The organism is Niveispirillum irakense DSM 11586, assembly GCF_000429645.1.
GTDB lineage: Bacteria > Pseudomonadota > Alphaproteobacteria > Azospirillales > Azospirillaceae > Niveispirillum > Niveispirillum irakense.
In genome coordinates, this window is sequence record NZ_AUCG01000021.1 from 153431 (window position 1) to 176474 (window position 23044).

Below are 23044 nucleotides of genomic sequence, written 5' to 3' on the forward strand. Positions count from 1 at the left end.
AAAACGGTCGCCGGTTAAAATAGCACGGTCGTGCTCTATTGCCATGGGCTGTCACACATGGGTGTTTCCCGGCAACAGAGGGTGCGCGCCGATCTGCCGCGCCCATATGGGCTTGACTGTTCCACAAGCCTTGCGTCAAGAACGGCGCATGATCCACCATCGCACCCTTTCCGGCATCGCCGCATGGCTGCGGGGCTTTGCGCCCTGGCTGGTGCTGCTTGCTTTGCTGGTGCGGGGGCTGATCCCTGGTGGCTTCATGCCCAATATTAATGGGGATGAGGGGCAGGGCTGGCTGGTGATCTGTACCGCCAGCGGGATGAAGACCATTGATGGCCATGCCGATGGCCTGGGGTCCAAGGACGCCACCGGCCCGGTCGATACCCATCAGCCGGGGCTGTGTGCCTTTGCCCTGATGGCAGCCGTGGCGCCGCTTCTGCTGCTGGTGGCATTGCTGTTGCCCCTGCTGCTGTCACGCAGGGTGGGCCGCGTCCGGCGCGCGGATATTCTTCCCGCCTCTCTGCTTCTTTGTCGTCCTCCCGGCGCCAGGGCGCCGCCGGCTTTCGCGTGATCCTTGCGGGTTGGGGGCGGATGCCGCCTCCCCATCCTGCCATCATCGCGGGCGCGACAGGCGCCGTTCCTGACTGATCCCCACCATGACCAGGTGCCGCCTGAAAGCGGCCGGTGGGTGCCGGAGTTTCCCCCTTGTCATCTCCCTCTTTCCGCGCCCGGAGCCTTGCCTCCGTCGCCACCCTGTGCTTTGCCCTGCCTGCCCTCGGCGATGAGGGGGCAACCCAGGTGGCCGCCGTCACCACCGCCGCAGAGGTGATTGTCGTCGGCCAGCGCGATGCCCCGATCAGCATCGAACCGCGCGGCCTCTCCGTCTCCTTGGGTCAGGAGCAGTTTGCCGCCATCAATGCCGTGAATGTCGAAGACCTGATGAAATACGCGCCGAATTTCTTCGTGCGTAAGCGCTATATCGGGGATTCCAACGCCATTATCGGCTTCCGTGGCACCAGTTCCACCCAGTCGGCCCGCGCGCTGGTCATGGTGGATGGGTTCCTGATCTCCAACTTCCTGGGCAATTCCTATGCTTTTCCGCCCAAATGGGGCGTGATCGGGTCGGGGGAAGTGCAGCAGTTCGATGTGGTCTATGGTCCTTATTCCGCCCGCTATCCCGGCAATTCCATGGGCGGCATCATCTCCATCACCACCAAGCCGCCGGCAGAGGGGGTGGAGAGCTTCGCCACCGCGCAATATTTCATCCAGCCTTATAAGCAGTATGGCACCAACAAGGATTTTCAGGGCTATACCGGTGAGGCCGGCTTCAGTTGGAAGCAGAAGGATGGGCCGTGGAGCGCGCGTCTGTCCTATCGCCGGTTGGAAAATGATGGCCATCCCCAGCAATTCTACCAACTGACCCGCGCCACGGGTGCAGCCACGGGCACCCCGGTCACCGGCGCGGTGATCGATCCCGGCCTCATCACCCAGACCCCCATCGCCGGTGCCTATACGGTGGAGGATACGACACAGGATCAGGTGCGTGCCCGGCTGGGCTATGATTTTGGCGATGGCTGGAATGTGACCGGCATCGCCGCCGTCTGGCTGTCCGATTATGACAGCACCACGCCGCAGAGCTATCTGCGCGATGGCGCCGGCAATCTGGTCTATAGCGGTCGCGTGCTGGTGGATGGTGTGCCCTACACCATGCCCACCATCAATCTGTCGAAGAATGAGCGGCGGGAGATCCTGTCGGGCGTGAAGCTGTCCGGCCCCGTGGCCGGTTGGGATTTGTCGCTGAACCTGTCCAATTTCAGCATCGACAAGCAGCGCACCCGCAGTTCCAACGGCTATACCAACGGTATCAATGATGGGGCCGGCACGGATACGCGGGCCGGTGATACCGGCTGGTGGTCGGGTGACCTGCTGCTGGAGCGTACGCTGGGCGACCATGAACTGGCCGTCGGCATCAATTCCAACCTCTATTATACTGACCAGACCATCAACAACGTCAGCAACTGGCGCAGCGGGGCCAACCCTGTATTCTCCACCGCCACGGCGGGTAAGACGCGGCAGGTAGGCCTGTTCATCGACGATGCCTGGCAGGTGAGCGACCGCTGGACACTGACCGGCGGTGTGCGTGTGGATCAATGGCGCGCTTTCGACGGCTCGCTTGGCAACCGGGTGGCTGGTGCGCCCGTCTTCCAGAATTACGATAACCGCAAGGACAGCGCCATCAACCCGACGCTGGGTGCACAGGTGGAACTGGCGCCCGACTGGGTGGCGCAGGTATCACTTGCCACGGCCACCCGCTTCCCCACCGTGGGGGAGTTGTTTCAGGGCCGGCTGGACGGCAATGGCGTGTTTGATCCCAACAGCTTCGATCCCAACCTGAAGCCGGAAAAGTCACGCGATGCCAACCTGATGCTGCGTCACAGCTTTGATGATGTGCGGGTCACCGGCTCCCTGTTCTATCAGCGGGTGGATGACGCGATTTTCAGTCAGCAGGGCTTCAACCAGTTCGGCGTCGTCACCAGCTCGTTCAAGAATATCGACCGGATGCGCCAATGGGGCGTGGAGGCGATTATCGAGGCATTCGATGTCGGGCTTGACGGGCTGGACATTGATTTCAATGCTGCCTGGATCGACGCCAAGACCCTGAAGAACCGGGCCGTCCCCGCCTCGGAAGGCGAGCAGTTCCCCCGCATCCCGCACTGGCGCCTGAACGGCAATGCCCGCTATCGCTTCGCGCCGGATTGGCAGCTTTCCACCGGCTGGCGCTACGCCTCCCGGCCCAATACCGATCTGCTGGGCACCCAACGCGGTGACACCTATGGCTATGTGTCGGAATTCATGATTTTCGATGCGAAACTGTCCTGGGATGTGACGGAACAGACCCAGCTCAGCTTTGGTGTCGACAATATCGGCAATGACAAGGCCTGGGTCTTCCACCCCTATCCGCAGCGCACATTCTCCCTCGAACTGAAATGGAAGGGCTGAGGCGATGAGCGACATCCCCCTGCAGGCAGCGCCGGCCCGGACCGGCTGGCTGGATTACCGCACCATCTGGCGCTGGCATTTCTATGCCGGGCTTTTCTGCGTGCCCTTCATCATCCTTCTGTCGCTGTCGGGCATGCTCTACCTGTTCAAGCCGCAGGTGGAAGCTTTCATCGACCGGCCTTATGAGGGGCTGCACATCACCAGCCAACCGGCCGATGCGGATGCGCAGGCCCTTGCTGCCGTTGCTGCCGTGCCGGGGGGACGGCTGAAATCCTATATCCTGCCTACGGCACCGGACAGTGCCGTGCGGGTGGTGGTGGCTGATGGGCAGGGCGCGCTCTGGCGTGTCTATGTCCATCCGCAGACGCTGGCCATCCTGAACAAGGTGGCGGAGGAAGACCGCTTCATGGCGGTGGTCAAATCCATCCATGGCGAGTTGCTGATGGGGGATCGTGGATCGCTGCTGGTGGAACTGGCGGCCTGCTGGGGTATCGTCATGATCGTCAGCGGGCTTTACCTCTGGTGGCCGCGCGGCGGGCAGGGGATGGCGGGGGTGCTTTACCCCCGTTTCAGCGGCGGCAGCCGCACCTTCTGGCGGGATATCCATGCCGTGGTGGGCATGTGGTTGTCCTTCATCGCTTTGTTCTTGCTGTTGACGGGCCTGCCCTGGGCCACGGTCTGGGGGGCCGGCTTCAAGGCCGTGCGTCAGGCTACCGGGACGGCAGCGGTGGGTGGCCAGGACTGGACGACCAGCCGCGCAGCAACCCGCGCCACGGATATGGCAGGGCACGACCATGGTGACGGGGCCGACATGATGGCCGGTGCCGTCAGCCTGACCGATATCGTCGCCACGGCCATGACGCTCAACATGCCGGCCCCGGTGCTTATCTCTCCCCCGAACGGTAAGGATAAGCCCTGGACGGTGCGGTCCATGACCCAAAACCGGCCGGAACGGGTGGGCGCTGATCTGGACGCCACCACCGGTGCCGTGTTGCGGCAGGAGGGCTTTGCCGACCGTCATATTATCGACCGGGCGGTTGGTATCGGCATTGCCGCGCATGAGGGGCAATTGTTTGGCCCTGCCAATCAGGCACTGGGCGTGCTGGCGGCGCTGGGGCTGGTGCTGCTGTCGGTCAGTGGCGTGGTGATGTGGTGGAAACGCCGGCCCCAGGGGGCGCTGGGCGCGCCGCCACCGCTGCGCATCAAGGGCAGTCCGGCGGTGATGGCCGGCCTGCTGCTGTTCTTCGCCCTGTTCCTGCCAGTGCTGGGGGCATCGCTGCTGCTGGTGGCTTTGTTGGAATGGGTCGTCCTGCGATCCCTGCCACGGGCGCGGCGCTGGCTGGGCCTGCGCCCGGTGGTGGCTTCCCAAGGTACAGTTGCTTGACAGGTCTGCCATATGCCCTGACTTTGGCATGACCAGTTGGTCCTGTCCTTCGTCCGGGAAACCCGTATGCGCCTGTTCTTTCTGCTGTTTTTGTCCTGGGTTTTGCTTGCGGGGCCGGTTGCGGCTGGTGTTGGACCGGCGGATTGGGTGATGGATCGACCGGCGGCAGGCTCCCTGCCGCTGGTGGCGGATGGGCGGGCCGCGCCGATTTTCCACGATCCCGGCGACCATGCGGTGGTGGCGATTGCCGCCACCTATCTGGCCGATGATATCGAGGCGGTGACCGGTCGCCGCCCGGTGCTGGCGGAAACCCAGCCCAAGGCCGATACCCAGATATGGGTAGGTACGCTGGGCCGCTCCCCCGCCATTGACCGGCTCGTTGCCGCCGGGCGGCTGGATGTGGCCTCCCTGCATGGGGCATGGGAAAGCTATCTCATCGTGCCGGTGACCGATCCGGCGCCCGGTATCCGGCAAGCGCTGGTGATTGTCGGCAGTGACCGGCGTGGCACGGCTTACGGTATTTATGAATTATCGCGCGCCATCGGTGTGTCACCCTGGGTTTGGTGGGCCGATGTGCCGCCGCCCAAGCGCGATGCGCTGCATGTGGCCGATGGCACCCGCCGGCTCGGCCCGCCCTCGGTGAAATATCGTGGCATTTTCATCAATGATGAGGATTGGGGCCTGCATCCCTGGGCCGCCAATAATTTCGATCCCGAACGCGGGGATATCGGGCCCAAGACGTACGAAAAAATGTTCGGTCTGCTGCTGCGGCTGCGGGCCAACCTGCTATGGCCGGCGATGCATGAAGTGACGCAGGCCTTCAATGCCGACCCGGCCAATGCGCGTCTGGCCGATCGCTATGCCATCATCATGGGATCGTCCCATGCCGAGCCGATGCTGCGCAACAATGTGGGGGAATGGACGGCCCCGTCCGACCAGTTCAACTATGCCACCCATCCCGATCTGGTGAAGGAGTACTGGCGTCAGCGGGTACAGGCCAATGCGGGATATGAGAATATCTATACGCTGGGCATGCGCGGCATCCATGATAGCGGCATTGTCGGTGCCGACAGCCTGGAGGAACGGCGCGCCCTGTTGAACCGGATCATTGCCGACCAGCGGGCCATGCTGAAGGATCATGTGCCCGGTCCTGTGGAGCAGGTGCCCCAGGTCTTCACTCCCTATAAGGAGGTGCTGGAGATTTACCGTGCCGGTCTGGACCTGCCGCCGGATGTCACCCTGGTCTGGCCGGATGATAATTTCGGCTATATCCGGCAATTCCCGTCGGCGGCTGAGCGGCAGCGCCCTGGCGGGTCGGGTATTTACTACCATCTCTCCTATCTGGGCGCGCCATTGTCGCATCTGTGGCTCTCCACCGTGCCGCCCGGCCTGATCGAGTTGGAGATGGGCCGCGCCTATGATCTGGGCGCGCGCCAGCTCTGGGTGGCCAATGTCGGTGATATCAAGCCAGCGGAAACCAATATCGACCTGTTCCTGACCATGGCATGGGATATGGATGCCTTCCGCCATGCTGGCGGGGCACCGGGCTTCCTGCAGGCCTGGGCGGGACGGGAATTCGGCGCTGATCTAGCGCCGGAGATCGCCGATATCCTGGCGCTCCACCACCAACTGAATTTTGAGCGCAAGCCGGAGCATCTGCAATGGTGGCTGCCGGGTGAGAAGTTCCGCCGCAGCGACCTGGATATCGAGGCGGCACAAGCGCGTCTGGCGGCGTTCGAAAGCTTATCCGATCGGGTTGAGCGACTGTTGCCCCGCCTGACCCCGGCCAGCCGGGACGCGTTTTTCCAACTGGTGGAATATCCGGTGCGCGCAGCGGGCCTGGCCAATCGCCGTTTCTTCCATGGCGAAGCCTATGACCGGTTGTTCAACAGTGATCCCGTGGAAGCGCGGCGCCGGGGCAAGCTGGCCCGCGCGGCGGATGAACAGTTGAAGGCCCTGACGCGGCGCTACAACGAGGAAATCGCCGATGGCAAATGGCGCGGCATGATGGCGGAGGAACCAGCCGACGGCCAATGGCGGTCCTATCGGCTGACACCGCCCATCCTGCCGGCCCCCGGCCTGTCCCTGCCGGCGCACAGCCCGCCGCCGCCCCGCCCGCGCCAGCCGTCTGTACCGGATGCCGGCATCATTATCATCCAGGCGGAGGATTTCACGACCAGCCGGGCAGCATCCGATGCGGCCTGGACCCTGGTGCCCGGCCTGGGGCGGGGGAAGGGGGCCATGGCGATCATGCCCACATTGGATAAAGCCCGCGCACCGGATGCAGCCGATAGCCCGCGCCTGATCTATGAGATCGACTTGCCGCCCGGCGAATGGGATCTGTCGGTCGATTTCATCCCCACCTTCCCACTGGACCCGGATAAAGGCTTGCGCCTGGGTGTCGCGCTGGACGGGAAAGCGATGCAGGTCATCGCCATTCCCCGCCAAACCGGTGACCGGGCCTGGGCCGATGGGGTGATGGCGGGTCGGATACGGCAGGCATCTGGCCTGACCATTCCGGGTGGCGCCAAGCGCCGATTGGTGCTGACCATGGTTGACCCGCTGACCGTGCCGGACGCGCTGATCCTGCAGAGGCGATGATCCGCAGACGCTGGCGCTAGGACGCTATGGTTGCGCCCCTGCTTCCAGAAGGGCCAGCGCATAGGCATCCCAGGGGCGCCACGCGGCCAGCCTGTCCGGGGTGATTGTGGGGGAGGCGGCAGGGGTGATCTCCCCCTCCCATCCGCCTGGCACCCGCAGGCCCGGTCGGGTGGCAAGCAGGGGGGCCAGGGTGGCATCCTGCGACAGGTGCTGGCCGATCATTTCCATATCGGCATCCAGGTCCAGGCGCCTACGCAGCCGGGCCACAATGGTGGGCAGGGATTGCAGCCGGGGAAAGGTAATGGTGGCGGCCAGACTGTCCCGCGCCGGCACATGCCGGACCGTTACGTCGCCCGCTTCCCCATCGAGCACCAAATGGCGGTGATAACACCCGTCCGTCACTGTCTCTGCCCTGTCGGCCTGACGGCGTAAACTGTCCAACATCCCGGCCCAGTCATAGGGTCGGCGGTAGCGCAACAGCAGTTCCACCCCTGCTGTCGCCGTCATCTCTGCCCCGGTCGCCCGCCGCTGGCGCAGAGCGGATGGTGGGCGGCCGTAAAGCTGCTGGAACGTCTCGTTGAAGCGGCGAATGCTGTTGAAACCTGCCGCCAGCGCTACCTCGGCCATCGGCATCATCGTGTCATGGATCAGGTGCTTGGCGAACAGAACCCGCTTTGTCTGCGCCACGGCCAGCGGGGATGCGCCGATATGCTGCTGGAACAGGCGGCGGAGCTGGCGGCTGCCCACCCCTACCCGCTCGGCCAGGGTTTCCAGCGATCCCTCATCCCCGTCAAGCGCCCCTTCCGCAATCAGGGAAAGGGCGCGCCGCACGGTATTGGAGGTGCCGCGCCAGGCACCGCTGCCGGGTGCCGTCTCCGGCCGGCAGCGCAGGCAGGGGCGGAATCCGGCTTCCGCTGCCGCAGCGGCAGAAGGAAAGAAGCGGCAATTCTCAAACCTGGATGTGCGGGCCGGGCAGATGGGCCGGCAATAGATTCCGGTGCTGGTGACCCCGATATAAAGCCGCCCGTCGAACCGTGGGTCGCGGGTTTGCAGGGCGCGGTAACAGACGATGGGGTCGAGCGTTTCCATGGCCCGATCCTGGCACGGTCCCGGCTGTCACGCTCGCGGAAATCGGACATGGTCGCCCCCATGGCCTCCTGTCCGATTTCCGCAGGCCACGGCTGGCCTTTATGCCCGGCGCAGCACCATCGGCTTTTGCAACAGCAACAGCCCCACCGCCGCCGCCAGAAGGCCCAGCAGCAGCGGCACGGTCCAGACCGGGCTGCCCCAGATCAGCAGAACGCTCAGCCCGAAAAGGCCGAAACCCAGCATCATTTCCAGGAAAAGCAGCAGGTAAGCACCTTGATAGCGTTTCTGGAAGCCGCTTCGCCCGGCATTGCTGGGGGCCTGCCGCATGTCCAGCAGGATGAAACACAGAATGGAGAGCAGGCCGCAGAGCCACATCATCACCGCCGGATAGGGGCTGGTGATGCCGACATAAAGGCTGAGCATTGTCAGCAGAACCATGGAGGGCAGGCCCGCCGCCACGATCTGCCCCAGCAGGATATCCCGTGGCCGGACGGGTGCGGTGCCCAGCAGGGCGGGCGCATCTTCTGCCGCCACGGCCAGCCAGGTCATGGCGCCGGCCAGCAGACCCAGGCCGGGGAGCAATCCCAGCCAGCGTATTGCGAAAATGGTGCCGTCACCGGCGACCATCTCTTTCTGCATCGTCGGCAGGACGACGGGCAGGCACAGCAGCATGATGGACATGACCTGTGTCAGCAGGTTCGGGTCCCGCCGGATCAATAGCAATTCCCGGTTGGCGAGCCCCAGGATAGGGCCACGAGGCTGCAAAATGATCGCGCCGGTCCTGCGCCGCCGCTTGCGTGACGGGCCGGCGGCGGCGGTCAAGGTGCTGGTGGCCAATGTCAGGAAATAAGGCGACATCAGAGAGATGATCAGGGCGAAACCGCCAATGGCCACAAGGGCCAGCACGGCCAGCGCCAGGGGCTGCCCGGCCACCGCCATGCCCATCATCTGCGCGACGGCGGACAAGGGCGTGTCGGCAAGTTCGGTCATACCCAGGAACGCGCTTCTATTGTCGCTATGCCCGCGCCCCATCATCTGCGGCAGGTTGATGATGACGGCGCTGCCAATGCCGATGATGCCGCTGGTGACCTGGGCGAAAGTCCGTGCCCGCGCGGCCCCCAGCAGCCGGATCAATCCCACCAGCACCAGAAAGGCGATGGACAGCGATATTAGGGCCAGCAGCGGCAAGGTGAGATAGCCGATCAACCATCTGGCGGAGAGGAGAAGCGCCCCCCCATTCATGAAGGGGCTGGTAAAGGCCAGCATGCCGATTGAAACCGCCACCCAGACCGATGCCAGCCGCGCAGGCAGGATGGTGCGTGGCTTGATCGGCGCCGACAGCAGTAATTCATAATCCCCGCGCGTATATAGCGCGTTGATCATGAGCTGCATGGCGGCGGCAAAGGAAAGGAACAGCGAGAACAGCGCCATTCCCCCCAGGGCCGCATAGATTTTATCCGGCGGGACGGCGATTTTGCCCAGGCCCATCGCCGTCACGACGCCGGCAAGGGTGAACAGCAGATAGACGACAATGGTGAAGGCTTTGGCCCAGGGGCCTGTCTGTTGGGTGCGGAAGGTCAGCCGCAGATCATGCCGCAGCAGCCATGGCAGCGATCCGGGGCGCAGCATCAGGCGGCCCCCCGCTGCTGGTCGATCAGATGCAGGAACACATCTTCCAGCGTCCCGCCGGCCCGGCCAGCCTGCTGGCGCAGATCCTCCAGCGTGCCATTCGCCATCAGGGCGCCGTTATTGATAATGCCGATCCGATCCACCAGCCGTTCCGCCACATCCATGAAATGCGTGGTCAGGATGATGGTGCAGCCGCTGCGCGCCTTGGCGATCAACAGGTCTTTCACCTGCCGGGAAATGGCGGCATCCAGGCCGGTCAACGGCTCATCCAGGATCAGCAGCTTTGGATCGTGGATCAGGGCGCCAGCCAGGGCGGCCTTCTGCTTCATCCCGCGGGAGAAGCTTTCGCACCGGTCATCGCGCTGTTCCCACAGCTCCAACTGGCGCAACAGTTCCTCCGCGCGGCTTGCGGCGGTGCTGGCATCCACGCCCCACAGCCCAGCGACGAATTCCAGATATTCCAGCGGGGTCAGTTTGTCATACAGCATCGGTTCATCCGGCAGCCAGGCGATCAGCCGTTTGGCATCCATTGGCCTTTGCCGTGCATCGACGCCGAAAACCGATACCGCCCCCGCATCGGGCGGCAGCAGGCCCACCACCATCTTCAGCGTTGTCGTCTTGCCCGCCCCATTGGGGCCCAACAGCCCATAAAATTCCCCTGCCTGGATGGTCAGGTCCAGATTGCGCACCGCTTCCTTTGGCCCGAAGGATTTGCGCAAACCCTGGATTGACAGCGCCGTTTCTTCCCGCATGGATACCCCCTGATGAACCCGCCGTATTATTGGATAGAGGGTTGTCCCAATACAAGAAATTCCCGTTGTAAGGGTGGCGCTGCATAAGAAAACGCCGCCGCCGGTTGCCCGGCGGCGGCGTCCTCATCATACATTTCTGTAGAGGCTGCCCGATCAGGCGGCGGCCGCGTCGGCGGCGACCTGCATCTTCACGATCGTGTCCGGCTCGGTCACTTCGCCATTGCGGCCCTTGCCGCGCTTGATGGCGTCCACATGCTCCATCCCATCCACAACCTTGCCCCAGACGGTGTACTGACCATCCAGGAAGCGGGCATCGTCAAAGCAGATGAAGAACTGGCTGTCAGCGCTGTTCGGGCTGGCGGCGCGGGCCATGGAGCAGACACCCTTCACATGCGGCTCGCGGGAGAATTCCTGCGGCAGGTTCTGGCCGGAACCGCCGGTGCCGTCGCCACGCGGGCAGCCGCCCTGGGCCATGAAGCCTTCGATCACGCGATGGAAGGTCAACCCATCATAGAAACCCTGGCGGGCCAGTTCCTTGATGCGGGCCACATGCTTGGGCGCCAGATCGGGACGCAGCGCAATCGTGACGCGGCCATCCTTCAGGTCGAGATAGAGGGTGTTTTCCAGATCCATGGTGTCGGCTCCTTAGGCGACTGTTGTTATCGGCATGCCGGCGCCACCATAGCGGCACCGCTTTCGGTTTGGAATAAGCCCGGCTGCGCGGCTGCCGCCTATTTGCCGGGGGTTGTTTTGGCCGGGGCGGCGGGCGGGGCCGGCTTTTCCGGATCGCCGCCGATGCTGGCCTTGATGATCCGGTCGGGATCGTTGACCAGATCATTGCGGGCCGGATCACCCACTTTCAGCCGGTCGATCAGGTCCATCCCTTCTATCACCTTGCCCCAGATCGTATATTGCCCATCCAGCGACCGCTCCTTGCGCATCAGGATGAAGAACTGGCTATCGCCGCTATTCTTGTGAAGGCCCCTGGCCATGGAAACAGTGCCGCGCTCATGGGGGAGGTCCGATGGTTCCAGCAACAGATAGCGGCCGGAACCGCCGATTCCCCGGCCCAGCGGGTCACCAGTCTGGGCAATGAAGCCCTTCACCACGCGATGGAAGGTCAAGCCATCATAAAAACCGCGCCGAACCAACTGGCGGATGCGGGCGACATGCAGGGGGGCCACATCCGGCCGCATCGCGATCACCACGCGCCCATCTTTCAGGTCCAGATACAGTGTGTTTTCTGGCTTCAGCGGCGGTTCCTTGTCGGCCGCCTGAACCGCCATGGGGCACAGCAACAGCAGAAAGGCGATGGCCAGACGGGTGATGAAGGCGGACATGGGCCTGTGCTTCCGGCAAGATGGAAAGGGCGTGCGCGACGATAACGGTGACCCGACCGCGTGGGAACCCTTAACCGGAAAAGCGGGGAGGGCTGTTATCCTCAAGCGCGCATGACGGGCTGAAGGGGGCTGATGGTGGCGAAGCGGTGGCTGGTGCTGGTGCCGGCATTCCTGATCCTGTTGGCGGCACTGGCCTGGATTTCCCTGCCCGGCAGGATTGAGATGGCCCTGTCCCGTGCGCTATGGGCGGAAGGGCTGCCCGGCGCGCAGGTGGAACTGTCGGGCTGGTCCCTCTCCGGCGCGCAGGGGCGCCTGTTGCTGGACACCGCCTGCGCCCCCGGTTGTTCGGCGCAATTTGACATCCGGTACCGGCCGCTGGGTCTATGGCGGCGGGAGATTGACGCCTTGGCCCTTTCAGGTCTGGTCCTGGACCCCTTTGCGTTGAACTGGCAATTGCCTGGCCCCGGCCCTGACCGCTGGCGCCTGCCGCCGGTCACGATTGCGGATGCGCTGCTTCACCTGCCGGCAGGGATGCGTCTTCAGGTCAGGAACGCGCGGTTGCTGCCGGTGGAAACGGGCTGGCAGGTGGGGGAGGGCGGGGCCGCCCTGCTGCAAAGCGCGGCAGGCCCCCTGGCGGATCTGGCCCTGGGCGGCATGGCGCCGGATGGCACGCTGGGATTCACCCTGCGCCCCCCGCCGGGGGGACAATCGCTCTCGGGCGGGGGGCGTATCGGCTGGCTTCCGGGCCATAGGCCGTGGGGGCATGTCGATATAAGGGGGGATGGGGTGCCCGTTCCCGGCTTGGGGCCGGTCCAATTCCGGCTGGCCTGGCAGGCGGAGCGGGCCTCCCCTGGCAGGGCCACTTTGTCCCTTTTCCCGCCAGCAAGGGGGGAAGGGGCTTTGCGCGGCGGGGAGCTTGCAATGTCTCTGACCCCCCTGGAAGGGGCGGACGGGGCTTATCAGGGGGAATTGCGGGCCACAGATATCGGTCTTGCCGCCGGCCCGCGCGATAACAGCCTGTATTTGCCCTTCCGCCTGGATGCCAATATGGGAAAAGGTTGGCGCCTCGGCGCACTGGAAAACCAGCAGGGCACCCTGCATCTGCCTAGCCTGGGGCTGGTGGCAGAGGGGTTGACCATCCAGGGGGAGATTGACGGGGAGCCATTGGCCTTCACCGCGGCCACCCTGCGGCTGGGGGAGCCGGTGCCGCTGCTGCCGCCCTTGCAACCCACCCTGATCCTGCACCACCGGGCGGACGGCTGGGACTGGACATTGGCGGCCCCGGCGACCCAACCGGGATTGGGCCTGTCTGGGCAAGGGAAAGTCGGGGGGGACGGTCGCTTTGCGGCAGCGGTAGAGATTACCCATCGCCCACCCGACAGCCGACCCGTTCCGGCTTCCCGTGTGTCGCCCTGGCTGGGCCAATGGCTGACGCATCTGTCCGGGGGGGCCAGCCTGTCTTTTTCCGTTCAAGAAGAGGGGCAGGGGCCGCAACAGGACGGAGCCTTGACCCTGGAGGGTGCTGGCATCGGCTGGCCGGGGGGCAGCATCAATGGCCTGCAGGGTCGGATCCGTCTGTCCGCCCTGTCCCCTTTGCGTCTTGAACGGCAGGACATCTCCATTGGTGCCCTCACGGCTGGGGGCACCACAGTGCTGGGCGGCAAAATGACGGTGGAACTGTCAGGGGATGGTGTGCTGCGGACGGGGCCGGTTGCGATGCAATGGCAGGGGCTGCCGGTTGATATGGCGCCGATGGCGCTGGCGCTGGGAGGCAATCCGCCCCCGCTGAGCCTTGTCCTGCCGTCCACGCCGCTGGATCGGCTGCTGGTGGCGCTGGGCGCGGATGGCCTGACCGGCGAGGGGGCGGTTGCCGGCACTTTGTCCCTTCCCTTACGGGATGGGGGAGATTTTGCGGGGGAATGGCAGGCACAGGCGCCGGGCAGGCTGCATTATGACGGCCCGGCACCACCACCCTTCCTGACGCCGGAGCGCAATCAGAATCTAGCCCTGGTTACCCAGGCCCTGCGGGATTTCCGCTTCCGCAGCCTGGGCCTGCGGCTGGGGCCGGACGGCCCTGTCCTGGCCATAGAGGGGAACAATCCCGGTTTCTATGGCGGGTATGACACCACCCTGTCGCTTTCCCTGCGACCGACCCGGTCCGTGGGCCCGGTCCCTTAACGGTGTGGTGTCATCAGGGGAAGCGGCAAACCTCGCCGGTGACTTCCACGAAAGAACGCGCGCCGGCGGCCATGGTCAGCTTGACCTCGCTCTCCCGCGTCATGACCGAATATTCCAGCGGCAGAACACCGGTTTTTTCATCCGTCGTGCCATCGGCCCTGTTGATGCGCAGCGTCACCGGCTTGGTCGGGTCGAACCAAGCTTCCGGGCTGCCAGTGGCATTCCGCGCCGGCACCCCTTCGCCACTGACTGTCACGCTGCCATCGGCAAAGGCCACGCTGGTGTTGGCACCGCGATAGATCGGCGTCGGCAGGACGAAGCGCTTGGTTTCAGCCCGCGCGCAGGAACGGGCATTGCTGGTCTGTTCGATCAGGAAGGCGATACGGTCAGCATTCACCCCTTCCGCCAGCTTGCGGGAAATCAGCTCTGTCAGGCGGGCCACGTCGCCGCTTGGCACTTCCCGCTGCAGGCGAATCTCAAGCTCGTTGGCGCGGACTTCCTGCGTCTGTGCGATCTGTTGAAGCTGGGCCGCGCGCCGTTCCGCCTTGTCGCGGGCAGCGATCATGGTCACCAGTTCATCCTGCATGGAGCCCTCGCGGGACTTCAACTGCTCCACCCCGACCAGATAGGAGAAGCCGGCGATGCCGCCAAGCAGCAGCAGCCAAAGAACCATTTTGCCGATGCGGCCCCACATGCGGCGGCGATAGCGGTGGCGTTGGTCGTACAGGCCGTAGCTCATGGTGGGGTTCTGATTCTCGTCAGCGGCACAAGGGCGGTGGCGGATAAAGGCGTGATCGCCACTATCCCCACGCTGGCGACCCTACCCAGCCGTTAACGGAAATACAAGCTGCCGCTGCCACCATGCCCGTGGTGGCAGCGGGAAAGGTAACCCCGCTCAGGACGCGTGGTTCAGCGACTTCTCGATGGCGCCGGTCAGCACCGTGTCCTCCGGCTCCACCTTGGAGCCATAGGCTTCGATCAGCGCACCATCAGGCCCGATCAGATATTTATGGAAGTTCCATTTCGGCTCGCCCTTCTGGGCGGTCACCCATTTATAGAAGGGGTGGGCGCTGCCGCCCTTCACCGGTTCCTTCGTGGTCATCGGGAAATCGACCGCGAAATTCACCTCGCAGAATTCCTTGATCTCAGCGGCCGAACCCGGCTCCTGCCCGCCGAAATCATTGGAGGGGACACCCAGTACGACCAGACCCTTGTCCTTATACTTGTCCCACAGGGTCTGCAGGCCCTTGTACTGGCGGGTATAGCCGCACATGGAGGCGGTATTCACCACCAGCACGGTCTTGCCCTTGTACTGCGACAAGGGCAGTTCCCCACCCTCAATGGCAGTGAATTTGAAATCATAGGCCGTTTCCGACCAGGCGGGGGCGGCGGCGCCCACCATCATCGCCGCCCCGGCCATCAGTGCCAGGAAGCCGCGCCGCGCGGTGGAGAATATCGCGTTTTCCATGATTGCTCCGCATCAGGTTTGGCCCCGAGAGTGGCCGAGAGGGATCATTCCGTCCAGTGGTCAAATAGGGTGGCGCCCGGCTTTCGCCAGCCCTGTCCGCCCTTCAGCCATTCCCGTCAATGCTGGAGCGAATTTTGGCTGCCAGCATGTCCAGGCTGAAGGGCTTTTGCAGAAACTGTGTGCCGGGGTCCAGCACGCCATTATGGACCACCGCATTCCGGGTATAGCCCGTGGTGTAAAGCACCCGCAGGTCAGGCACTTTCTGCACGGCCAGATCAGCCAGTTGTCGCCCGGTCATTTCCGGCATCACCACATCGGTGAACAGCAGCGTGATCTTCTGCCCGGCATCAATCAGCGCCAGCGCTTCGCGACCGCTGGCGGCCTCCACCACATCATATCCCAACTCGCGCAGGGCTTCGGTGGAGAAACGGCGCACCCGCTCATCATCCTCCACCACCATCACCACCTCGCCGGGGCGACCGCCATTTTCCGTTTGCGGGGGAAGGCGCCGGGCATAGGTTTCCGCCTCGCCATAGAAGCGGGGCAGATAGATCTTCACACAGGTGCCATGGCCCAGTTCGGAATAGATTTTCACATGCCCGCCGGACTGCCGGACGAAGCCGAAAACCTGAGACAAGCCTAGCCCGGTGCCGCGTCCCACGCCCTTGGTGGTGAAGAACGGGTCGAAGGCGCGGGCCAGGATGTCGGCCGTCATGCCGGTGCCGGTATCGCTGACCGCGATCATGACATATTGGCCGGGCTGCACCTCATGCTCGCGGCCATATTCCTCATCAATATAGGCATTGCCGGTTTCAATCGTCAGCTTGCCGCCATCGGGCATGGCATCCCGGGCATTGACGGCAAGATTGACGATGGCGCTTTCCAATTGATTGGGATCGGCATGGGCGCGCCAGAGGCCGGCACCCCGGACCGTTTCCACGGCCATCCTCTCCCCCAGCGCATGGATCAGCAAATCGGTCATGCCGATCACCAGCGCGTTGGCATCCAAAGGTTCTGGTGCCAGGGGCTGCTGCCGGGCGAAAGCCAGAAGACGCTGTGTCAGTGCCGCCGCCCGCCGGGCACCGTCCAGTGCCCCTTCCACATAGGCGGTCACATTTGTGTCGCCGCGTGCCAGCCGTCTTTGCAGCAGATTAAGGCCGCTGATGATAACGGCCAGCATATTGTTGAAGTCGTGCGCGATGCCGCCCGTCAACTGGCCCACCGCCTCCATCTTCTGCGCCTGACGCAGCCGGCTTTCCGCTTCCATCAGCTTTGCAGTGCGCTCGGCCACTTCCCTTTCCAGTTCCTGGCGTGAACGGGCCAGCACTTCGCGCGCGTCCACGATCTCCTTGATATCGGTGCAGGTGCCGAACCAGCGCGTGATCTTTCCCGCATCGTCCCGCACTGGTTGGGCCCGACCCAGCACCCAGAGATAGCGACCGCTGTGATGTCGCAGGCGATATTCAATATGGTAGGGCGTGCCGGTTTCCAGACAATGACGCCAGACGGCCCAGGCCCGTTCCCGGTCATCTGGATGGAAGAGGATGTTCCAGCCATCGCCATCGGTGGCGCCTGGTTCCATCCCCGTGAACTCGTACCAGCGGCTGTTATAGTAATCATGATAGCCGTCGGGCCGCGTTGACCAGACCATCTGGTCGATGGAATTGCTGATGGCCTGCAAACGGGCTTCGCTTTCCCGCAGGCGCAATTCCTGTTCGTATCGATCATCGATATCGATGACGGTCCCGATATAGCCCAGAAAAACGTCATCCTCTCCAAATCGCGGAGCTGACGTGGCCAGAACCCAACGGTAACTGTTATCGGCAGCCCTTTTCAGCCGATATTCGGCGGAAAAGGGCTGCCGGTTCGTCAGCGCATCGTCCAGCCTGCGCTGAACATTTTCCCGGTTGCCGGGGTGAATAGCATCCAGCCAACCCCATCCTTCACCATCTGCTGCGTTTTGTCCGGTAAAGCGATACCACCCGCTGTTGAGATAGGTGCAGCGTCCACTCCGGTCGCACATCCACATCATCACGGGGGCGTTGTTGGCAAGATTGCGGAATCGCGCTTCGCTCTCTCGCAGGCGCCGTTCGCTCAGCACCTGTTCGGTTGTTTCATTGACGATGCACAGCACCCCAAGCACGACCCCGTCCGGGTCGCTGACTGGAGAATATGAGATATCGAAATAGACTGTCTCCGGGAAACCCTGCCGCTCAATATAGAAGCGGCGGCTTTTGGCGAAAACAGTTTCGCCTGTGTCCAGGACCTGGCGCAGCAGCGGTTCCAGGTCATCCCATAACTCGGACCAATATTCATTGCCCGGGCGGCCCAGCGCATAGGGATGCTTCAGGCCGATTGTCGGTGCATAGGCATCATTGTAGAGGGCGACCAGTTGCGGCCCCCAGAACAGGACAATCTGGGCCTGGGCCGACAGGATCATGCCGACCGTGGTCTTCAGCGTATTGTTCCACTCGGCTGGCGGTCCCAGGGGGGAATGTGACCAGTCCAGTGCGCGCATCAGCTCGCCGATCTGGCCACCTCTGGCAAGGAAGGCGGGAGTTCCGGACGCCATCAACCTTCCCTCTTTTCTGTGGTGGGTTTCCAAAGTTTCTCACCACAGGCAACGGTTGGGGTCAACTCCACCAGATGGAGGAATTGACCTGTCACAGCTTTTCAGAATGATCAGCGTGCCTGCTCACCAAATACATTGCCAGAAATAGCTGGGCTGAGGAACTCACCCAAATTCTTCAATACAACACGGAAGAAAATACGGTCGCCGGTATCCAGGCCGGTACGCTGGGTATAGTTGCGTTCGCCAACAAGCTGGAAGGTCAGGCATTCATCCTGATAGGTGATGGATGCACCGGTCAGGATGGGGCCGCCCCCTTGTGCCAGATCACGCCGCTGGTTGACCCCCACCGACCAATGGTCGGTCAGGGCGGAACTGACATTCAAAGACAGCTCTTCCCGATCGCGGGTATTCAATCCGTCGCCCTGGGCCAGCCGGTCGATGAAAAGATAGCTGCCCGACACCCGGAAGGCGGCGGGACCGAAAGAGCCATAGACATCGTGCAGGCGCTGGGCCAGCGACTGGCTGTCCAGGCGGAAGCTATAGCTGACATCCAGCCAGGGGCTGGGGGACAATTCCAGCTTCCCCACCACGTCGGAATTGCGGCGACGCAGACCAGACCCTTCGGGGAAGTCGGTGCCCCCCTGCAAACGGTGCGATTGGCCCAGGAACAGGGTGCTGCTGCCGCCGCCGAAGCCATAGAAACCGCTGCGCAGACCATAGGTCACGCGCTGCCCCCCCTCCAGCCGGTCGATACCGGCATAGCGGGAGGACTGGAACAGGTTCGTATAATCGAACTCGATATCCTGGCTGTCCTCGTTGGGGATCTTGCTGCTGTTATTGATGTCGGGTGCGACCGACAGCATCACGATCGGCTCGATCAACTGCTGCACCGTGCCGCTCTGCCGGGCAAACGGCATGGACAAAGTCCAGTCCGCATGAGCGAATCCGCGCAGGCGGGTCTTGTCGCCATCTTCGACCGTGCCGTCCTCCCGACGCAGATTGCTGACCCAATAGCCGTCGGCGCGCATTTCGGCGTTGAGGGTGGAAACCAGACCGATGGGGGCGATATCCTCCCGGCGCCAGCTTGCCGCACTGGAAAGGCGGCGCGTGTCATTGCCATCGCTGCGCAGCAGGGACAGGAAACCCGCATCCGCTGCCCATCGTCCACCCAGCAGGCTGCCGGGTTCACCCAGCGCGCTGAAGGTGGCCATGGGCATGACGAGCGGCTCTTCCTCCTGGTTGCCGGGGCGCAGATCCTGGAAGCTGTAGGCATCGACAGCGAAGTAATCCCGCCCGTCGAACCGCTCCACGAAGGCGCGGCTGGTGAGGATATTTTCCGTGCTGTAATTGTAACGCAGCAGATGGGTATCGTCGGTCACGCGGCGCAGATCAAAGCCCCAGCGCCAGTTCTCGCTGAGATCGAATCGACCGGCGCCAAACACATGACCGCGGAATTCCTTTTTATCCACCTCCGTGCCCTGGGCGGTCAGGCGCGGACGGTCGGTATAAACGGCGCTCCCGGCCATTGTCAGGCTGCCATTGACCAGACGCTGGCGATATTCACCCCCCAGCAGCAGCCCGTCCTTCGAACTGGGTGTCACTTCCAGGGTGAAATCCTTGGATTCGTCGATATCGAAAAAATAATAGAGCCGAGCATAGGTGCCCAGATCGGAACTGACACCGGCGCTGGGCGTCAGGAAGCCGCTGCGCCGTTCCACGCTGGGATCAGGATGGCCGAAAAAGGGCAGGTACATCACAGGAATGCCCGCCACCTCCAGCGTGGCGTCGCGATAATAGATATCCCGCTTTTCCTGATCATGCGTAATGCGGGCGGCCCGGATCTGCCAGATCGGCGGTCGGGTCGGATCGCTGGCGCAGAGCTCGCATGGGGAATAGACCGCCTTTTCCATACGGGTATAGCGGCCCTCCAGCCGTTCCCCCTGGAGGGCGGAGAATTTGGAATTGTCCGACATCAGCAAGCGGACCTGATCGACGAAGCCGCGTGACAGGTCGTCCGACAATTCGGTGTAGTTGGCGAAGATCACCTCGCCCGTCGGCTCCAGGATCGAGACATTGCCGGAGGCCGTCACCACATTGGTCTTTTCCGAGAAGCTGACCGTATCGGCCAGCAACAGGCGCGACCCCTGGCTGAGTTCCACATGACCGCGCGCCGTGACGATTCCCAGATCCTCATCATAATCCAGGCTGTCGGCAGACAGCAGCACAGGCTGACCCTTGCCATCATTCTTCTGCGGGGGCGGTGCCACCGGGGACATGCCGGGCGTACCCACGGGATTGGACTGCGCCAGTGCCAAGCCGGGAAGTCCGGCGGCCAGCGCGGTGCAGAGCATCAGGCCGCGGAAGGAAAGGGGCTTAGGCATCATGGGGCGGGCCGTCCAACTTTTACGGAACCAAAAGGATCGACATTTCAGCTTGTCCCCGACCGGGCCCTTGAAGTCAATGCGCGCCAATGGCTGACGGGTTGCCGGAATGGAAGGGGAAGATTGCGGCGATTGCTGGACGATGGGGGCAATTTCCTTTGCTGCTCCTCCGTCAGCTCTGGATCGAATGTTCCGGCGCGCCATGGACAAGCTGGGATTCCGGGGATTGCACCAGGGTCAGGTATCGTTCGAACTGTACCAGGATATCAGCAATGAGCTGGTCCCGGGTCATGCCCATGACATCATAGCCGCGACCCCCGCTGGAAAAATATGTCCGCGCCTCATACCGCATTTCCGGCTTGCGGGTACCGCGGGTGTTGAAGGTGGGCAGACGTTGGGCGCTGATCCCCACACCATAAACAAAGTCGCGCACCCCTTCCGCCGGGGAGCGCAGGGCAATGGCGCCGTTCTCCTCCTCCTGAACATGGGTGGTGCGGCCCCGGCGGGTCAGTTCACTGGCGATCTGATCCAGCGCCGGGCGAACGTCCTTCGCGATGAAGTGTTGGATTTCTGCCTCGGTTGGGGCGTGGAGCATCAATGCCAGTCGCCGCTGCCAGGTCAGCCCGGCGGCCGGCTGGGCTGGAACCGGGGCGGCTAGTCCGCGATGCGCGTGGATTTGCGCAAGGTCGGCCCGCATGCCCCGGAATAGCGCCCAGACCAGGGTAAGGATAACCAGCGAGAAGGGCAGGGCGCTGGCAATGGTGGCCGACTGCAGGGCACCCAGACCGCCAGCCAGTAACAGGGCGCCAGCAACCACGCCGGACATCACGCACCAGAAGACGCGCTGCCCGGTGGTGGTTTCCGTCTCACCCCCGGCGGCAATGGAATCAATCACCAGCGATCCGGAATCGGAGGATGTGACAAAGAAGATCGACACCAGCACGACGGCCAATGTGGAAGTGATGACGGGAAAGGGCAGATATTCAAAAAACCGGAACAGGCCGACGGAAATATCGGCAGCCACGGCGGCACCCAACTGGCCCCCCGCGATCTGGCTATCCACGAAGATGGCGGTATTGCCGAAGATAGTCATCCAGAAGCAGGTGAAGCCGGCAGGGATGAACAGAACCGCCGTCACAAATTCCCGCACGGTGCGGCCGCGCGAAATACGGGCAATGAACATGCCGACGAAAGGCGACCAGGAAATCCACCATGCCCAGTAAAGCAGGGTCCAGCTATCAATCCAGGGTGTCGGCTCATAAGCATAAATATTGAAGGTCCGCAGGATCAGGCTATCCAGATACAGGCCAATATTCTGTACAAAATCGCGAAAAAGCTGCCCGGTCGGACCCACGGCGAGGACAAACAGCATCAGCAGGATGGCAACGACCAGGTTGGTTTCAGACAGAATCCGCACACCCCTGTCGAGACCTGATACGACAGAGATGGTTGCAAGGCCAGTTACGACGGCGATCAGGGGCAACTGGACTTCCGGCCCCATGGGTATGCCGATCAAGTAATTGAGACCGGCATTGATCTGCGACACGCCATAGCCCAGAGAGGTGGCAAGCCCGAAGGTGGTGCCGACAATCGCAAAAATGTCGACGGCATGCCCGATCGGGCCGTTGATCCGTTCCTTCAACAAGGGATAAAGCCCGGACCGGATGGTCAGGGGAAGGTTATAACGATATCCAAAATAGGCCAGGGACAGGCCGACCACGGCGTAAATCGCCCAGGCATGGATACCCCAGTGGAAAAAGGTCACGGCCATCGCTTCCCGCACGGCCCCGACGGAGCGCGGGGCGGCTGTTGGCGGGGCCATGAAATGGCTGATCGGTTCGCCCACTGCATAGAACATCAACCCGATCCCCATCCCCGCTGCGAACAGCATGGCGATCCAGGATGTGAATTTGAAATCGGGCGTGGCGTCGTCCGGTCCCAGTTTCAAGCGACCATAGCGGCCCATGCAAAGCAGAAGCACGGTGATCAAAAAGATCCCGACCGCCAGCAGATAAAGCCAACCAAATGAAGCCAGAATATTGCTCTGTAAGGCGCCAAAAATTTCACCGGCCCGGTTGGGGAAAATGATCCCGATGCCCAGGAAAATGGCGATGATCAACAGGGAGCCGAAAAAGACCGGCGGGTTGATGATGAAGCGTTTGAACATGCGATCATATCCTCCACATGCCGGGCCGGCTAAGGCGCTCACGTGGATTTTATACTAATTTTGCCGACGACGGGCCTCATGCGCGATTACCGGCATCTTTGACCATTACAGGTCTGGCAGGACACTGCGCGAAAGTATGCCCGTCTTTCGGGCTGAAGGCCTGTCATCAAACGGTGAAAGGCGCGCGCCATGTCGGGGCGCGCAATGCCGGCCCGGTCAGGCGGGGCCGGCATACGGGCGTCAGGCAAAAGCCTTGAACGTGATCATGGTGAAAGTGTCTTTCACCCCGGACAGGGTCTGAATCCGGCCTGTGACGAAATGGCCGATATCCTCCCCATCGGGGAGGAAGCACTTCATCATCAGATCATACTGGCCGGAGATGGAATGCACCTCCGACACTTCCTCCACATCCTGGACGGCGAGATCAGCCACGTCATAGGCGCGGCCAAGTTCGCATTTGACCAGAACGAAGATGGTCTGCATCGG

At 63.0% G+C, this 23044-nt stretch carries 16 protein-coding genes; 5 read left to right on the forward strand and 11 right to left on the reverse strand.

What is annotated here, in order from left to right:
* Window positions 1-148: 148 nt before the first annotated feature.
* The 4 genes from G473_RS0109735 to G473_RS26115 all read left to right on the forward strand — a co-directional run bounded on the left by G473_RS0109735 (window position 149) and on the right by G473_RS26115 (window position 6982).
* Window positions 149-568 (forward strand): DUF2946 family protein, encoded by a 420-nt coding sequence (locus G473_RS0109735; RefSeq protein ID WP_029012946.1) that lies wholly within the window; start codon window positions 149-151, stop codon window positions 566-568.
* A gap of 134 nt (window positions 569-702) precedes the next feature.
* On the forward strand, window positions 703-2997 hold the full coding sequence (locus tag G473_RS26110; protein ID WP_084437863.1) for a TonB-dependent receptor: 2295 nt from the start codon (window positions 703-705) through the stop codon (window positions 2995-2997).
* 4 nt (window positions 2998-3001) lie between these two features.
* On the forward strand, window positions 3002-4381 hold the full coding sequence (locus G473_RS0109745; RefSeq protein ID WP_029012947.1) for a PepSY-associated TM helix domain-containing protein: 1380 nt from the start codon (window positions 3002-3004) through the stop codon (window positions 4379-4381).
* Between the two features lie 66 nt (window positions 4382-4447).
* Entirely contained in the window at window positions 4448-6982 is a 2535-nt protein-coding gene (locus G473_RS26115; protein ID WP_051330097.1) for a glycosyl hydrolase 115 family protein, read from the forward strand.
* A 24-nt stretch (window positions 6983-7006) separates the two neighbouring features.
* Here the strand turns inward: G473_RS26115 and G473_RS26120 are convergent, their stop codons facing one another.
* The 5 genes from G473_RS26120 to G473_RS26125 all read right to left on the reverse strand — a co-directional run bounded on the left by G473_RS26120 (window position 7007) and on the right by G473_RS26125 (window position 11792).
* Entirely contained in the window at window positions 7007-8071 is a 1065-nt protein-coding gene (locus tag G473_RS26120; protein WP_051330098.1) for a bifunctional transcriptional activator/DNA repair enzyme AdaA, read from the reverse strand.
* A gap of 99 nt (window positions 8072-8170) precedes the next feature.
* Window positions 8171-9700: a hypothetical protein gene (locus G473_RS0109760; protein WP_029012948.1), complete on the reverse strand. Its 1530-nt coding sequence runs from the start codon at window positions 9698-9700 to the stop codon at window positions 8171-8173.
* A complete protein-coding gene (locus G473_RS0109765; protein ID WP_029012949.1) occupies window positions 9700-10452 on the reverse strand; it encodes an ABC transporter ATP-binding protein in 753 nt (250 codons plus the stop codon). The genes G473_RS0109760 and G473_RS0109765 overlap by 1 nt, the downstream gene beginning before the upstream one ends.
* A gap of 153 nt (window positions 10453-10605) precedes the next feature.
* Complete coding sequence (locus tag G473_RS0109770; RefSeq protein ID WP_029012950.1) at window positions 10606-11085, reverse strand: peptidylprolyl isomerase; 480 nt, start codon at window positions 11083-11085, stop codon at window positions 10606-10608.
* Between the two features lie 98 nt (window positions 11086-11183).
* On the reverse strand, window positions 11184-11792 hold the full coding sequence (locus G473_RS26125) for a peptidylprolyl isomerase (RefSeq protein WP_084437865.1): 609 nt from the start codon (window positions 11790-11792) through the stop codon (window positions 11184-11186).
* A gap of 132 nt (window positions 11793-11924) precedes the next feature.
* Between G473_RS26125 and G473_RS0109780 the strand changes: the two genes are divergently transcribed.
* Window positions 11925-13970, forward strand: a complete 2046-nt coding sequence (locus G473_RS0109780) for an intermembrane phospholipid transport YdbH family protein (protein WP_029012951.1) — start codon at window positions 11925-11927, stop codon at window positions 13968-13970.
* A gap of 13 nt (window positions 13971-13983) precedes the next feature.
* On the opposite strand, the gene G473_RS0109785 is transcribed toward G473_RS0109780, so the two are convergent.
* From G473_RS0109785 to G473_RS0109810, 6 genes are all read right to left on the reverse strand, one after another.
* On the reverse strand, window positions 13984-14709 hold the full coding sequence (locus G473_RS0109785; protein ID WP_029012952.1) for a hypothetical protein: 726 nt from the start codon (window positions 14707-14709) through the stop codon (window positions 13984-13986).
* Between the two features lie 156 nt (window positions 14710-14865).
* Entirely contained in the window at window positions 14866-15438 is a 573-nt protein-coding gene (locus tag G473_RS0109790; RefSeq protein ID WP_029012953.1) for a glutathione peroxidase, read from the reverse strand.
* A gap of 103 nt (window positions 15439-15541) precedes the next feature.
* The gene (locus G473_RS26130) at window positions 15542-18010 is read right to left on the reverse strand and encodes a hybrid sensor histidine kinase/response regulator (protein ID WP_051330099.1); all 2469 of its coding nucleotides are present in this window, start codon (window positions 18008-18010) and stop codon (window positions 15542-15544) included.
* A 110-nt stretch (window positions 18011-18120) separates the two neighbouring features.
* Entirely contained in the window at window positions 18121-20394 is a 2274-nt protein-coding gene (locus tag G473_RS26135) for an LPS-assembly protein LptD (RefSeq protein ID WP_245580029.1), read from the reverse strand.
* A 169-nt stretch (window positions 20395-20563) separates the two neighbouring features.
* Window positions 20564-22558, reverse strand: a complete 1995-nt coding sequence (locus G473_RS0109805; protein ID WP_029012954.1) for a BCCT family transporter — start codon at window positions 22556-22558, stop codon at window positions 20564-20566.
* 240 nt (window positions 22559-22798) lie between these two features.
* Window positions 22799-23041, reverse strand: a complete 243-nt coding sequence (locus G473_RS0109810; protein WP_029012955.1) for an Lrp/AsnC ligand binding domain-containing protein — start codon at window positions 23039-23041, stop codon at window positions 22799-22801.
* Window positions 23042-23044: the final 3 nt, after the last annotated feature.

What these genes read in the sequence shown, in the direction of transcription:
- G473_RS0109735 (WP_029012946.1), top strand. Translation starts at nt 149, where the DNA reads ATGATCCACCATCGCACCCTTTCCGGCATCGCCGCATGGCTGCGGGGC.
- G473_RS0109745 (WP_029012947.1), top strand. Translation starts at nt 3,002, where the DNA reads ATGAGCGACATCCCCCTGCAGGCAGCGCCGGCCCGGACCGGCTGGCTG.
- G473_RS26115 (WP_051330097.1), top strand. Translation starts at nt 4,448, where the DNA reads ATGCGCCTGTTCTTTCTGCTGTTTTTGTCCTGGGTTTTGCTTGCGGGG.
- G473_RS26120 (WP_051330098.1), bottom strand. Translation starts at nt 8,071, where the DNA reads ATGGAAACGCTCGACCCCATCGTCTGTTACCGCGCCCTGCAAACCCGC.
- G473_RS0109760 (WP_029012948.1), bottom strand. Translation starts at nt 9,700, where the DNA reads ATGCTGCGCCCCGGATCGCTGCCATGGCTGCTGCGGCATGATCTGCGG.
- G473_RS0109765 (WP_029012949.1), bottom strand. Translation starts at nt 10,452, where the DNA reads ATGCGGGAAGAAACGGCGCTGTCAATCCAGGGTTTGCGCAAATCCTTC.
- G473_RS0109770 (WP_029012950.1), bottom strand. Translation starts at nt 11,085, where the DNA reads ATGGATCTGGAAAACACCCTCTATCTCGACCTGAAGGATGGCCGCGTC.
- G473_RS26125 (WP_084437865.1), bottom strand. Translation starts at nt 11,792, where the DNA reads ATGTCCGCCTTCATCACCCGTCTGGCCATCGCCTTTCTGCTGTTGCTG.
- G473_RS0109780 (WP_029012951.1), top strand. Translation starts at nt 11,925, where the DNA reads ATGGTGGCGAAGCGGTGGCTGGTGCTGGTGCCGGCATTCCTGATCCTG.
- G473_RS0109785 (WP_029012952.1), bottom strand. Translation starts at nt 14,709, where the DNA reads ATGAGCTACGGCCTGTACGACCAACGCCACCGCTATCGCCGCCGCATG.
- G473_RS0109790 (WP_029012953.1), bottom strand. Translation starts at nt 15,438, where the DNA reads ATGGAAAACGCGATATTCTCCACCGCGCGGCGCGGCTTCCTGGCACTG.
- G473_RS26130 (WP_051330099.1), bottom strand. Translation starts at nt 18,010, where the DNA reads ATGGCGTCCGGAACTCCCGCCTTCCTTGCCAGAGGTGGCCAGATCGGC.
- G473_RS26135 (WP_245580029.1), bottom strand. Translation starts at nt 20,394, where the DNA reads ATGATGCCTAAGCCCCTTTCCTTCCGCGGCCTGATGCTCTGCACCGCG.
- G473_RS0109805 (WP_029012954.1), bottom strand. Translation starts at nt 22,558, where the DNA reads ATGTTCAAACGCTTCATCATCAACCCGCCGGTCTTTTTCGGCTCCCTG.
- G473_RS0109810 (WP_029012955.1), bottom strand. Translation starts at nt 23,041, where the DNA reads ATGCAGACCATCTTCGTTCTGGTCAAATGCGAACTTGGCCGCGCCTAT.